Below are 13,425 nucleotides of genomic sequence, written 5' to 3'. Positions count from 1 at the left end.
AGCCAGTTCTCTACTTTTCCTCCACCTTGATCTCCACCGGCGTTTTCGCCGTCAGGTCTTCAAGAGTGTAATAACCGGTGCCAGAGTGGGCCTGCTGAGTTTTCGGATCGGTCCAATACACCCGGCAGAAGGTCTTGCCTGTCACCCGGTTCTCCAGGGTGACCACGCCTTGATCATCGGCCACGATCTGCGTGGCCGTCCACGGCTGCTTTTTAAACTGCGCATACTTCTCGGCATCTTCCGCGGGCATGGTCATCCGGCCATAGGCCATCAGGTTGATCCCGGGCCATTCATACTGCACCGCGGCTCCGGCAGCCGGACTGCCATCGGGAAGAAGGATGTGCGCCGTTCTCGGCGCACATGGCTTGGTCTGCATGGTAACGACCTCTTTGCTGTTTGCCCCTGAGAGATTCACGAGTGTCGAACTTTCCACGCTCAGCGGGCCGCGGGTGGTCCAGCCTTTGCCTAGACCGGTCAGGTTCACCATGCCACGCGGCATGGACGTGAAGTGAAAGCGGCCGTCACGCCCCACCGGAGACCACACCGTCCACGGGACGCTCGGCGGATAACCCTTCTCGATTTTGTTCATCTCGCCCTCGGATCTCACATAGACTCTCGCGATCACACCGCCGCTGCCATCGTAATCGCCCGGCAGTCCTTCGATCCTCCCTTCGATCTCGACTCCCGGTGTGAGTGTCACCGCCGTTTGGATCTCCTGGTGCCGCTCATTCTCCACACCGATGGCTTTGGAGAAGAGCACCTTGCCCTCGGCAGTCTTGCCTTGCAGGAGAAAGCGCGGGGCATAATCCAAGGCGAGCCGCGTCTTCACCCTGCCACTCTGCAGAGGCTGGTTCTCCGCGATCATTCCAATGCTGCTGCTCGCTGACCACCTGACAATCGGATCCGCGATCGTGATGTCGACCGCCGTCTCAGGAAAGATTCGGATCTCGGTTTTTCTGCCATCCATCAGCTCGGTCATGCGGGACTTCGCTCCATCCTTCGCAGTGCAGATGATCTGCACCCCGGCTGCCCTGCGCCCAGGCACAGGCACGCGGGGAAAGGTCAGCTTGGCTTTGCCATTTTCATCACTGGTTGCCGTCACGGTTGTGACGATTGCCTTGTCCATGCCCATGGCGAGGTGGGCGTGATCCACAAAATCCAGCACTTCGATCTTCACTCCCGGCAACGGTTTCTTGTCTCCATCCGTCGTGGTGACCTCAGCCAGGCCATTGGGACCTTCAATGAAGACGGCGGGCTGCGAAGAGCGCGGTGCGATCTCCGCCCGCGGTTTGGGCGTGAGATCTTCATTGTCCAGAACGATGTCTTTCAGCCGCAAAGTAGTGGATGGATCCCCGGCCGCCACTTGAAAGCGCATCCACCTTCCAGCATCTCTCGGCAGGCCCATGCGGGCGTCCTTGGGGCTGATGGTAACACTGAGTTCATAATCCCCAGTCGGCAGCATCTCAGTGATGAAGCGCCCTTCCTGGTCCGGACGTGGAATGCTGGGAATGGTGGCCCCATCGCGTGAAATCGAAAGATGAATGTAGTGGTCGTCACTGCGGTAGGCTTGGCCCTCCGGCAGCACGATCCGCCCTTGGACAGCGCGCACCCCGCCCTCCATTCTTGCGATCATGCTGGTGCCCAGAGTCAGTTGCTGGCTGGCCTGCGGACCAGATCCCAAGGTTACCAATGTAGTCGGAAGATATTCAGTCTTGATCCCGGCTCCGCTGACCGTGACACCGCTGAAGTTCCCTCCCGGCAGCAGGCGGTCGATCTTGTATCCGCCATTCTTGTCCGTGGTGATCTTGACACTGTGCCTGACTTTGAGCACGTCAGGGCTGGACACCAGATCCGGACTTCCCTGGGCGTGGATGCGCACGGTCGCTTCCGCCAGTGGGCTGCCGTCATTGCGGATGATGCGCCCGCTGAGAGTTGCCCAGCGCTCGAGTTTAAAAACCACCCCGGGTTTCAGATCTCGTGCCTGCATCCGTGCAAAACCCGCCTTGGGATGCATGGCCACCACCCACAGCTTGTCTTTAAGAAGAGGATCCACATCAGGAAGGCTGATGGCGCCGTCGCCTTCGGAATAGGCCAGGCTGATGAAAAAATTGCCGGCCGTCATCTTCACCCGATCGCTTGATCGCATCAGCTCTGGCGTGATCGGCCTGGTGCTCTCGTTCATCCACACTGCATCCTCCACCACCCATACCATGGCCTCTTTGACAGCCTCGCCTTCAAAATTCACCACCTTGCCAGGAATGCGCACCACGGGCTCCAACGCTGCGTCAAAGCTCGTCTCACGTGCCGTGAGATCGATGACCTTGGACTGGGAGGCCATGTCAGGCGCCCACGCACGCACGATGAGACCCTTCTGATCGCGCACCTTCACCGCCAAACGGTACTCCCCCGCTTCATTGGTGTGTGCAAAAGGCTGCTTCCACTCAAACCTGCTGACGATGTTGAACTTGTTTTCCACACCGGCAAACACACGCGCATCCTTGATGGGCCTGCCATCACGCTTGTCCGTTATTTTGCCCACGATCCACAATATTTTTGGCAGCACAAGGCGTCTCTCCCGGCCTTCACTGACCCCCTGAAAGACTTCACGGCTCGATTCACCAAAGGCTGCATGCTCAGCGCGTAGATTCAGCGAAGCCGATTTGGACACCTCTTCAAAGCGGAACTTCCCATCCTCACCCGTGGTCTGTTCCTTGCTGTCCCCTCTGCTGACCATGTTGATGGACAGCCGCACTTTCGCATCCTTCACCGCCTTGCCTTCTTCATCCACCACGATGCCCGTCACGACCGTCGTCGCCGATTCATCCGCAGCTTTCGCCACCACCTTCTTCGCCTCTTCCGCAGGCGAACTGGTCAGGCCGATGACCGCCAGCACCACGAATGCGCCGAGGCCCATCACCCAGCGCGTGCGCCGGCCTCGTGCGATGTCCATCAGCCCCTCGATCCGCAGGCGCAGGTCGCGCTTGTTTTCAGAGATGCCCAGCAGCGTGGCGGAGGTCAGCCACGTCATCCATCCCGTGGTCGCATAGCGCGTAAAGCCCAGCAGCACCTCTCCAAATCGATGCGCCTCCGTGGCATTCGTGCAGCTCAGCGCATGCGCATCCGCCGCCATCTCCGCCTCGGCGCGCAGCCGCCGTGCCGCGATCCACACCATAGGGTTGAACCAATGCAGTGCGATCACGATCGACGCCAGAATCTGCGCCCACAGGTCGTGCCTTTTAAGATGCGCAAGCTCATGCAGCAGGATCAGCTTGAGGGCGGCCGCATCTCTTCCCGCCGCTACTTGCCTCGGCAGCAAAATCACCGGACGCAGCACTCCAAAAAGTGAAGGCGCTCGTACCGCATCCGTGACCATCAGCCTCGGCGCATGACGCACACCCGCCAGACGACAGGCCTCATCCAGCAGACCGCTGACTTCGCTGAATGCCTCGCTGGCATCTTTGCGAATCCCCCGCTGCAGCCGCACATGCAACCCGGCCATGACTCCGAAAACAGCGGCTGCACCACCCAGCCATAGCAGACCCAGCATTTGCCGCAGCGACCACGCGGGAGCGGCTGCCACCGGCGCCTGCTGCTGCACCGTAGGACGGGTGGCGCTGGTCATTTCCACCGGCGTCTCCGCCTGGCTGACTGCGGGCACCTCAGCAGGCACCTCCACCATCGCCATTTCCACCGGAGCCGTCGCGGCTGCTGGTTCAATCACGGCAGGAACATCCGCCGGCCCATTTAAAGAAAAGGAAAAATGACCAAGGTCCGGCACAGTGAATCTCAGCAGCACCAGCAGCCAAAGACCATGCCGCCATGCGGCTGAGAGGTGGCGGCGAATCAGCAGCAGAACAAGCCCGACGACCAGCGTCAGAAGCGTGCCCTTCCAGGTTAACAGCATCAATGATTGCAGCCAGGGCTCGATGGGTTGGGTCAACGAGTTCATAAAGTTTTATTCGTTGGGTTTGATCTGATCCAGCAGCGCCTTGAGTTCGGCGATGTCCTTCTTCGTCAGCGAATGATGCTCCGCCACATGCGCGACCAGCGGCTGCAATGCGCCGCCAAATATCCGGTCCAGGAAACTGCGCGTCTCCTCCGCGACACACGCTGACCGCTCCACGGCGGGCGTGTAAAGGAAGCGGTTCCCCTGCGGCTCGGTTGCCAGAGCACCCTTGGCGGTCAACCTGGCCAGCAGCGTCACCACCGTGGCCCGCTTCCATCCCCTGCCTTCCTCCAGCAAGGCGACGATTTCCTGGGAGGTCCGCGGGGACTTCTCCCACAGCAGCTCCATGATGTCCCATTCCGCTTCGGTGATGGCGACAGCCTCGGGTGCCGGAGGCGCGGCATTTTGAACTCGTTTTTTGTTCATGTTTACAAGTGTAAGCAAAAACGCTTACACCTGTAAACAATTATTTTTCGTCCGATTCAATATCCGCCCGCACCGATCTTCCCGCCCGCCGCGTCCAGCGTTCCCGCAGCCTCGCGCTTGCGGTAGTCGTCCATCATCGCCGCGGTGGCCGTGGCGCCGCAACGGCTTCCGCCGAGGTCGCGCACCTTGATGAGTCCGTCCAGATCACGCACACCACCCGCCGCTTTCACCTGCACCTTCGGGCTGCAGCTTGCACGCATCAGCGCCAGATCGTGCTCAGTGGCCCCTTTATAATTGTAGCTGCCATCGGCCTGCTTCACAAAGCCGTAGCCGGTGCTCGTCTTCACCCAGTCGGCGCCTGCGCGCTCGCAGATCTCGCAGAGCTTGCGCTTGAAATCATCGCTGCTCAGGCCCGCGCCGCCGCCGGTCAGATAGTCGTTTTCAAAGATCACCTTAACCTTCGCGCCGTGCCTGTGCGCCTCGTCACAGACCGCCTTCACATCGGCTTCCACATAGCTCCAGTCGGCGCTCAGAGCCTTGCCAAGATTGACCACCATGTCGATCTCGTTCGCGCCGTCCTTGCAGGCCAGCTCCGTCTCATAGCGCTTCGACTCCGTGGTGCTGTTCCCGTGGGGAAAACCGATCACGCAGCCTACCAGCACACCGGAACCCTTCAGCCACTCCACCGCCTGCTTCACCGCATAGGGTTTGATGCATACGGAAGCCACCTCGTACTTCGCCGCCAGTTTGCATCCCGCCTCCAGGTCCGCGTCCGTCATCGTGGGATGCAGAAGGCTGTGGTCGATCATCTTGGCAAGGTCGGAATAGCTGTATTTCATAGTTGGGCAGAATTGGCTAAGCCAATTTCTAAATTGGCTTAGCCACTTGTCAAAGCCCGATTTCGCCCCAATGTCGCCTCCGTGGCCTCCATTCACGAACAACTGATCGAAAAGCTGCGGAAGCTCCTCCGCGGTCGCCAGTTCGCGCCCGGGGCCAAATTCCTGACCGAGCGCGAGGTTGCAGAACGATTCGAAACCAGCCGCCCCACCGCCAACAAAGCACTCAGCAGCCTCGTTTCCACCGGCCTCCTCGAGTTTCGCCAGGGCTCAGGCACCTTCGTACGCGAAAGCGTGCTGGACTACGATCTGCAACACCTCGTGAGCTTCACGGAAAAAGCGAAGGCCGCCGGCAAGACACCGGCCACCCAGGTCCTCACCTTTCAAAAGATGCCCGCACCCGCTGCTGTTGCCCAATCTCTGAAGGTGCCTCTTGGCGAACCTTTGCTTTACCTGGAGCGCGTGCGCCTCGCGGACGGACAGCCCGTCATCTATGAGCGCCGCCATGTGGTGGCACGGTTCTGCACTGGCATGACCAAGACAGATGCCAAAGGCTCTCTTTATGCCTGCTGGACCACGAAATGCCGCCTCACCATCTCCGGAGCTGACGAGTCCATCCGTGCCGTGAATGCGTCAAAGCCTCAGGCGACCGCCCTTGGCATCGCCCCAAACACCGCCTGCCTGCTCGTCATCGCCACCGGCTTTCTCGAAGGCGGCACTCCACTGTGGTATGAAGAGACTCTCTACCGCAGCGACGTCTATGAATTCCGCAACCAGCTCGGCGGCGTCTCCGGCCCCAAGCCGGCGCAGGGACGCATTCGCTGAGCCTACTCCAGACGAATCTCCGGACTCGAGACAGTAAGAGTGGAGCCATTCTCCTCCTGCGCATGGACGGTGATCACATCCAACGTCTTCACCTCTCCCTCAAGTGAGACTTCACCACTGAATGTATGGCCCCCGCTCTTGACCAAAGGTGCTGAGGTCCACGCATCAAACTCCATGGCGATCGAGTAATCCGGATGCCGGTTCACCGACCACCACACGCTGTTTTCCTGCGGCTCGCTATGGTCTGGGAAAACAACTTTCACCCTGAGCTTGCGCGCTGCCTTGTCCCACTGCGCGTTCACCTGCGGCGGTGCCACCATGTGGCGTGCACCAAAGAAGTGATGCAGCGCAAAAGCCCGGAGGTTTTCATCCACCTCTGGCAATCCGCCCACGGACTTCACAAAGCCCGCCTCCTTCGCTCCCCCATGCTGCCCGCCAGGCACAATGTACACAGGAAGCTGCGGGAAGCGCCGTCCGAGTTCAACGAGCCCCGGACTGACGTTGTCATTGGAGCCTTGGTTGTAAAAGATCTCCGTGCCGCGCTTCTTCAGCACATCCAGATGGTTTGTCGTGCAGCAGGCTTCCCAGGCCGCATTGCACGCGGTTTTCATCTCAGCCTCACTCCAACCACCATCACGCGCCATCTTCACCGTGATGCGTTCGTCCGAGCGTGCCTTCTGCCGCACCAGCAGCTTCTCCCTGCCGATTGGATCGGTCATGGCCGCAATAAACTCCTCGTTCATCTTCGTGATCTCCGCGGGCAGCATCCCTTCCACATACGTTCCACCCGGACTCTCAATCACTGGCGCAACAACGGGCATGATGGCCGTGATGCGGTCATCCGCGATGCCTGCCGCCGCCGTGGCCACGCCGCGCTTCGAGCCGCCCGTGGCCAGCACCTTCTTCGGCTGAAACACATCCTTCTCGGCCATCGCCGCCGTCAGTGCCCGCATGTCGCTGATGCCCCAGATCCACGCGGGCGTGTAGCGCGTGCTCTTCGTCTGGATGAAATGCTCCTCCATCATCAGATGCAGTTGCCCCACCGGCTCCATGGCATCGATCGGCACCATTCCGATGAACACCAGACCCACGCCGTTTTCCTTGAGCAGGCGCAGCTTCGCACCGGAGGCGGCCGCCGGCTTCAGTTGCAGCCCCGCGTTCTCAATGATCACATTCGTGCAGACTCCGCTCGCGGGCGCCAGCATGGTCACCGGCAGCCGCACCTTCATTCCCGGCCACCACTCGCACACCGTGATCTCCACCAGCTTCTGCCGGATCGCAGCATCCTTGGGGTGGGTCTGCCACTCCATGATGACCTTCGTTTCCAGCGTGCTGGTGTCGCGAATGGCTGCCATGTCGAAGCCGCCGCTGATGATGTCCGCGTGAATCCAGACGGCGGCAGAAAAGAGGGCGGCGAGAAAGACGGCGTATTTCATGCCTCACTCAACGCGCCCAAGTGAGGACTTCTGTATGCAAAGCATCCGTCCGGCTCACGTATGTGCTTCACTATGCTCCTCCGCGCCCTGCTTTTCCTGCTGTTCATTCCCGCCGTTTCACTCGCGGATGACATGAAACCCTTCACAGCCGAGGAAACGCGCGCCTTTGCCCGCGAACTCTGCGATTTCGCCGTTCAGCACCACATGAAGCGCGATGACTCGCCTCAGCGCGGCATGATGTATGAATACCTCTGGTGGGCCAAGCGCGGCCAGCCGGACCAGTTCGTCGAGGGCGAGGCCCTGGACACCATGCACGACGGCGCGTGGTTTGGGAACGCGATGGTGAACGCCCACCGCGCCACGGGAGACGCACATTACAAGGAAGTGCTGCTTCAGTGGCTGCTGCCCTTCTATTTGAAAATGCTCAACCACAGCGCTGAGCTTTTTTCCTCCGACATAGTCGATGTCAAAGAGGACATGAAAGACGTCTGGAAGACCAGCAAGGAATGGCTGCTGCAAGGCCGCGAAAACGGCTTCGTCCCCTACTGGTGGGACGACGGCTCCTCAGTCAGTCTGGACATGCTGCGCGCCAAATCCGAGCGCCCATGGTACCCCTGCACGAACACGCTCTCAGGAAAGCCCAATCCGGAGTTTCGCCTCAGCGGCTGGTCGCACGGCAGTTCAAACCACCTCGCCCAGGATCTCGCCATCCTCCTCCAGCAGTCATGGGTGATGCTGCACACCTCCAAAGATCCCGCCGAACAAAAGCTCGCCGCTGAATGTGCGCTCGCCGCAAAGAATCTTCAGGAATGCCGCGTGCGCCATGGCGCCGGCAGCATCCCCGATGTCGTCGCAGCCTGTGCCATCACGAATGCCGACGCCGAACTGATGAAGCGCGTTCCCTCATGGGAAAAGGAATCCAAACTCTGCACCGAAAACCACTTCACCCGGGCGGTGCGCGATTTCAAACCCGGTCAGAAAAACAGCACGCCTGCATTCGCGGATGATGACATGTACCTCTACTACGCCGGCATTGCAAAGCACGGCAAGCTCACCCGTCCCCTCGCGCTGAAGCTTGCCTTCGATGCCTTCTCAAATCCCATCCTCTGGCAGATGTACCGCGATGACGCCCCCGTGCCTCCCGGCATCAATCGCTTCGATCTCACCACGCTCAATTTCATCGACGGCAAGCCCGAGCACTACGCCTCCCAGGGCAAAGGCCCGCATGGCAAACCGCTGCCCATCGGGTCACGCATGGGGCCGCAAAACATGGCCCTCTGCGGCTGGGCGCTGCAGTCGCTGAGCCAGGGAGGTGACTTCGCCACCACCTTGGATCAAGTGAAAGCCGAAGTCGAAAAGATCACCGGCAAACCCTGCCCCCATGCCGATGTGAAGGCCTGGCTGGAGCGCGAGCTCGGCTGCGGTCTGCGGACCTGGCAGAACATCTTCAAAGAACACGGCTACATTCCCACCGGCATCGGCTGCCAGAGCGCCCTTCCCGGAGTGGCCAAAGACGTGTTCTCAGACAGCGGAGGCTACGCCCACCTCATCACCGCCGCCTCCATGTGGCTGATGTATCTCGAAGGAAAGCGAGACTGGGAAATGTGGAATTGAAATGAAAACAGCCCTGCAGACTCTCATCTGCAAGGCTGCTCAAATCATCGCTTCGACCGAAGATTACTTCAGCGCCGACTCCACATTGCCCACGATGTCCTTGCCGGGCTTCAGCGTCTTCGCGCCGGGTGTCCACTTGGCCGGGCAGGCCTCGCTCGGGTTCGCCATCAGGTGGACGTTCGCTTCCATTTTGCGGACGAGTTCGCCCGCGTCACGGCCCACGTTGTAGAAGTTCACTTCAGAAGTCACCAGCTTTCCTTCAGGATTGATGATGAAGGTGCCGCGCAGCGCCAGGCCGGTGCCGCTGTCATACACGCCGAAGAGGCGGCTCACAGCGCCAGTGGTGTCCGCAGCGAGCGTGTACTTCACGTTCTTCATCAGGCCTTCGGTGTTGCGCCACACCATGTGGGCAAACTTCGTGTCCGTGGACACCGCCACCACATGCGCACCGAGGCTGGCCAGCTTTTCCTGCTGATCCGCCAGATCCGCCAGTTCGGTCGGGCAGACGAAGGTGAAGTCGGCCGGGTAAAACACCAGGACGGTCCATTTGCCGGCCTTCTTGATGTCGGCCAGTGAAACCTTGCCGAAGTCACCATGCGACGGCTCATAAGTTTCCATTTCGAAATCGGGAACGTTGGAGCCGACAGAGACGAGAGTTGTTTCCATGAATGTGCGAAGTTGTAGGGGGTTGCGGCGCTTCTAAAACGCCAGGGAGAGCCCGACTTTTGACGCGCAATCCTTCACCGGTCAAACACTAAGGCTTCATTCCACCGAAAAGCCGATTGTGCGCTCGTGGCGCATCATCCGTTCAGTATTTTGCACATCCTTGAAATGGTACAGTTCCGCCAGCGAGTACGGACGCTCCTCGGAGAGCCGCACTCCGAGTTTCTCCGCCAGCATGGCCGCCCGCTCCCAGTCCAGCAGATCAAATTCACGGAAAAATCTCTGCCTGCCGGGCCGGAGCACTGCTGCATCCAGATCCTTCACCTCGCTGTTGATGGTGCAGATGAGGTGCGCCTGCACGATGTCTCCGATAAATCCATCGGTGAAATTCAAAAGACTGGAGGCCAGCCCGTCACGCAGGTCATGCCGGTCCAGCAGCAGCTGTTCCGCATCTTCGAGCACCAGAACCAGCACCGCGTCTTTGAACCGTCTCCTTTCGTTCGCGAGGAAGTCGGAGATGTTCGTCCGCAGCAGCCCAAAGGAGTCCACCGGCAGGTAGTAGAACCGGTGCGTCTCTGTCAGAGAATAGATCAGATGGCGCAGAAACGAAGTTTTGCCCGTACCGGGCTTGCCCCGCAGAATGGAAAGACCGCTCTGCCCCAGGCCGCGGCCGAAACGGGCACACCACTCCGCAAAGTCCGCACCGTAGTGCAGATTCAGCATTTCATCTGAAAGCGCATACTCCGGCTTCAGCGGAATGCGTTTCGGCCTTCTCACATCTGTCACCAGGAAAAATCCGGGGGCGTCATCACTCGCAGTGAAGTGCTTCCGCAGCATCATGGCATCCTCTGCGGCGCTCCTGGGCGAGTCGGCTGTGACCGTCAGTGTGTACTCCTTTTCGCGCTCTTTAGCGCCATAGGAGCTGTTGGACTTGATCATGAAAAGCCAGAACGACCTTTCCGACCTTCGGAACAGCATCATGGTCCAGTAGGCTCGAATTTCTTTGCCCACCGGATCCGGCTCCAGCTCCTGCCCGCTTCGTGCGAGGTCAGCACCGTACTGTTCCGCGATGACATCCACGTCGAACTCGGCCACGCATCGGCAGCGGTGCAGGGTGCGGTCACGGAAATGCCTTTCGATGAAAGACTCTGTCGTCTCCTTTTCATAGACATTTTCGACTAGGAACGGCCTGCGTTTTCCCTGTTCGCCTTGAGGTGTGTTCGACTGTGACATGACTTATGGCGCCATAGAAGCACCATTACTTGCTCCTGAAAATCCCGCTCTGCACCACGGCTAAAATCAGATCCCGCATTCCGTGCCCGCGTGCCTTCGATTGTGTGACGATCTTGTCGATCTCGCCGCGGTCGGCGAACCCCATGGCACGGCCGGTGGCAAAGGTCAGAATTTTCTCCGCGATGCAGCGCGCCACTCGGTCCTGGTCGGAAAGCAGTATTTTTTGGAACTCCTCCATGCCGGCAAATTTTGCCCCGGTGCTGAGTTCTCCTGCAGCGTCCACCGGCGGTCCCAGGCGATAGCGCACACGGCGGCCATCCACCTTCAGATTCACCTGCTCTCCTTTGTCGATGCTGCGGAAGCGGTCACGCCAGCCGCCGATCACGTCATAGCTCTCCAGCGCGAAGCCCGGCGGATCGATCACCCGATGGCAGCCGTTGCAGCTCTCCATGTTGCGATGCTTGTCGAGCAGCTCGCGCAGCGTCGTTGCTCCACGGATGTCGGGCTCCACTCCAGGCACCCCCGGTGGCGGCGGGGGCGGCTCCATGCCCAGCAGGCGGTCCATCACAAAAATCCCCCGCACCACCGGCGATGTGTTCGTTCCGTTCGCCGAGACTTTCAGCACACTCGCCTGCGTCAAAACACCGCCGCGATGGCTGCCATCAGGAATCTTGACCTTCCTCATCTCAAGTCCGCTTACACCGGCGATGCCATAATGCCGGGCAAGACGGGAGTTCAGCATCGCAAAATCACTCTGGATCAGATTGGACACACTCAGATTGCTCCTCACCAGCTCCGCGATGAAGCCGCGCGTTTCACGCAGCATGGAGTCCAGCAGCAGGCTGTCGTATTCCGGATAAAGCTGCTTGTCCGGCGTGGTAAACTCGATTTCACGCAGGTTCAGCCAGCCATCCGTGAAGTCCGCAATGAAGCGCTCCAGCCTGTCACTTTTCAGCAGGCGCTCCGTCTGTGCGCGCATCACTTCGGGCTGGCTCACATGCGCAGCCAGCAGTTCCGCATCTGGTGCGCTGCGCGTGAGAAAGTAGCCCAGGCGCGTGGCCAGCTGCGCGTCATTGAGCTTGCCGTCCGGCTCCTTCAGATACAAAAAATCAGGCGAGCACAGTGCACCGATGGCCGCGGTGCGGATGGCGATGAGGTAATCGTGGCTTTCGCTCCATTCCGCATCGAACAGTTTGAAATACGGTTCCGCTTCAGCAGCGCTCACCGGACGCCGGAATGCGGCGGCCAAAAATGAAGGCAGCGTTTTCCGCGAAGTCGCCACGGGATCCGCGCATTCGGCAGTGTAGGTCGGCTTGTAGTTGTACTTGCCCTTCATCCAGGGTTTTTCGGGCGGCAGTTCCTTCAGCTTCGCATCTCCCAGCAGCAGGGTCTGCGCACGCGGCGGCCACTCCGTGATGAAGGGACCTTCGAGCTCCACGGATTGCAGCGCCATTCCCTCACCCGGGTATTTGTCCGGACCATCCTTGACCGCCGAATGCCCATCGGGCCCGTTCAGTCCCTGGGCACTGATCCAAATGCCATGGTTCTGCGGCATGTGCAGCGTGATCTCGACCGTCCCTGCTTTGCCCACAGGAAGTTCATGAAAACTGCGCGTTCGCGTGTCCGCATTGCGGAAATTGAAACTGCCCGTAAGCAGCGCAAACACCACCGGCTCCTCGATCTGGTAGCCATAGCCGGTCACACGCACCTTGTACATCCCTGCGGCTTTCGACCGTAGATTCGGGATCACCGTGCTGGGGTATCCACCGTCATTGAAGACCACGATCGCTCCGTCATCCCGCTTCAGCCACTGCTTGCCCAGGTTCTCCTTGTTCCGGTCGCTCTCCAGCGTCGCGCTTTGCGTCTTTTTCTCCGGCCGCGTTTCCAGCGAGAAGGCTGCATTCAGCGCCAGCTCCGCCGCCTCCATGTATCGCAGCATCTGAATGCCGGAAATCGAGAGCGCTTCGCCGATGTTGTCAAAACCCTGCGCGCGTCCGTCCTCCGGCAGGGCATCGGTCACATTCACACTCACCCCCAGCAGATCATTGATCGTGTTCTGGTACTCGTTGCGGTTCAGCCGGCGCAGCACCGTGCCTTTCCGCGCATTGTATTTGGTGCTCAGATCCGCCCCCAGCGACGCCATGAAATCCTGCACCGCATCGGCAGAAGGCTGCTGCTTTTTCTTCGGCGGCGGCATCTCGCCTGCCGCCACGCGATCAAACACCCGCACCCATTTTTTCAGCGCAGCGGCGTCCTTGCCATCAGTCGGCAGGCTGGACAGATCGAGCCCTCCCTTTTTCACCTCACCATCATGACAATCCATGCAGTGCTGCTCCAGAAAAGGCTGGAATTCAGGCGCCGCGGCAACGGCGGCTGAGGAGAAGAGAGAAAGAACGAGGAACCCGAAGTGCTTCATGTGCGGATTGGTACTGCCTCCATTAAACGC

The 13,425-nt window shown here is 59.9% G+C and carries 9 protein-coding genes; 2 read left to right on the top strand and 7 right to left on the bottom strand.

The annotated features are described in order from the left end of the window. Positions 1 to 10: 10 nt before the first annotated feature. From ACILSR_RS07010 to deoC, 3 genes are read right to left on the bottom strand one after another with little or no spacing between them, the layout of a single operon-like run. Entirely contained in the window at positions 11 to 3,949 is a 3,939-nt protein-coding gene (locus tag ACILSR_RS07010; protein ID WP_395749028.1) for a M56 family metallopeptidase, read from the bottom strand. A 6-nt stretch (positions 3,950 to 3,955) separates the two neighbouring features. Then, positions 3,956 to 4,372 (bottom strand): BlaI/MecI/CopY family transcriptional regulator, encoded by a 417-nt coding sequence (locus ACILSR_RS07005; RefSeq protein WP_395749027.1) that lies wholly within the window; start codon positions 4,370 to 4,372, stop codon positions 3,956 to 3,958. Positions 4,373 to 4,428: 56 nt separating this feature from the next. After that, positions 4,429 to 5,211: a deoxyribose-phosphate aldolase gene (gene deoC, locus ACILSR_RS07000; RefSeq protein WP_395749026.1), complete on the bottom strand. Its 783-nt coding sequence runs from the start codon at positions 5,209 to 5,211 to the stop codon at positions 4,429 to 4,431. 81 nt (positions 5,212 to 5,292) lie between these two features. Between deoC and ACILSR_RS06995 the strand changes: the two genes are divergently transcribed. Continuing rightward, positions 5,293 to 6,033 (top strand): GntR family transcriptional regulator, encoded by a 741-nt coding sequence (locus ACILSR_RS06995; RefSeq protein WP_395749025.1) that lies wholly within the window; start codon positions 5,293 to 5,295, stop codon positions 6,031 to 6,033. A 2-nt stretch (positions 6,034 to 6,035) separates the two neighbouring features. Here ACILSR_RS06995 and ACILSR_RS06990 read toward each other — a convergent pair whose 3' ends face one another. Further along, positions 6,036 to 7,469, bottom strand: a complete 1,434-nt coding sequence (locus ACILSR_RS06990; protein ID WP_395749024.1) for a PhoPQ-activated protein PqaA family protein — start codon at positions 7,467 to 7,469, stop codon at positions 6,036 to 6,038. A gap of 72 nt (positions 7,470 to 7,541) precedes the next feature. Here ACILSR_RS06990 and ACILSR_RS06985 point away from each other — a divergent pair, with 72 nt between their 5' ends. After that, a complete protein-coding gene (locus ACILSR_RS06985; protein WP_395749023.1) occupies positions 7,542 to 9,083 on the top strand; it encodes a hypothetical protein in 1,542 nt (513 codons plus the stop codon). 63 nt (positions 9,084 to 9,146) lie between these two features. Here ACILSR_RS06985 and ACILSR_RS06980 read toward each other — a convergent pair whose 3' ends face one another. From ACILSR_RS06980 to ACILSR_RS06970, 3 genes are all read right to left on the bottom strand, one after another. Continuing rightward, complete coding sequence (locus tag ACILSR_RS06980; protein ID WP_395749022.1) at positions 9,147 to 9,749, bottom strand: peroxiredoxin; 603 nt, start codon at positions 9,747 to 9,749, stop codon at positions 9,147 to 9,149. Between the two features lie 96 nt (positions 9,750 to 9,845). Beyond that, entirely contained in the window at positions 9,846 to 10,979 is a 1,134-nt protein-coding gene (locus tag ACILSR_RS06975) for an AAA family ATPase (RefSeq protein WP_395749021.1), read from the bottom strand. Positions 10,980 to 11,004: 25 nt separating this feature from the next. Further along, positions 11,005 to 13,395 carry a DUF1592 domain-containing protein gene (locus tag ACILSR_RS06970; RefSeq protein WP_395749020.1) on the bottom strand — a complete coding sequence of 797 codons (2,391 nt, stop codon included), beginning with the start codon at positions 13,393 to 13,395 and terminating at the stop codon, positions 11,005 to 11,007. Positions 13,396 to 13,425 lie beyond the last annotated feature (30 nt).

The sequence above is a fragment of the Prosthecobacter sp. genome, from assembly GCF_044222565.1.
Lineage (GTDB): Bacteria > Verrucomicrobiota > Verrucomicrobiia > Verrucomicrobiales > Verrucomicrobiaceae > Prosthecobacter.
The sequence above is the reverse complement of the archived record's forward strand: the minus strand, read 5'-3'. Positions and strand labels throughout refer to the sequence as shown.

What these genes read in the sequence shown, in the direction of transcription:
- ACILSR_RS06985 (WP_395749023.1), top strand. Translation starts at nt 7,542, where the DNA reads ATGCTCCTCCGCGCCCTGCTTTTCCTGCTGTTCATTCCCGCCGTTTCA.
- ACILSR_RS06980 (WP_395749022.1), bottom strand. Translation starts at nt 9,749, where the DNA reads ATGGAAACAACTCTCGTCTCTGTCGGCTCCAACGTTCCCGATTTCGAA.
- deoC (WP_395749026.1), bottom strand. Translation starts at nt 5,211, where the DNA reads ATGAAATACAGCTATTCCGACCTTGCCAAGATGATCGACCACAGCCTT.
- ACILSR_RS06990 (WP_395749024.1), bottom strand. Translation starts at nt 7,469, where the DNA reads ATGAAATACGCCGTCTTTCTCGCCGCCCTCTTTTCTGCCGCCGTCTGG.
- ACILSR_RS07010 (WP_395749028.1), bottom strand. Translation starts at nt 3,949, where the DNA reads ATGAACTCGTTGACCCAACCCATCGAGCCCTGGCTGCAATCATTGATG.
- ACILSR_RS06970 (WP_395749020.1), bottom strand. Translation starts at nt 13,395, where the DNA reads ATGAAGCACTTCGGGTTCCTCGTTCTTTCTCTCTTCTCCTCAGCCGCC.
- ACILSR_RS06975 (WP_395749021.1), bottom strand. Translation starts at nt 10,979, where the DNA reads ATGTCACAGTCGAACACACCTCAAGGCGAACAGGGAAAACGCAGGCCG.
- ACILSR_RS07005 (WP_395749027.1), bottom strand. Translation starts at nt 4,372, where the DNA reads ATGAACAAAAAACGAGTTCAAAATGCCGCGCCTCCGGCACCCGAGGCT.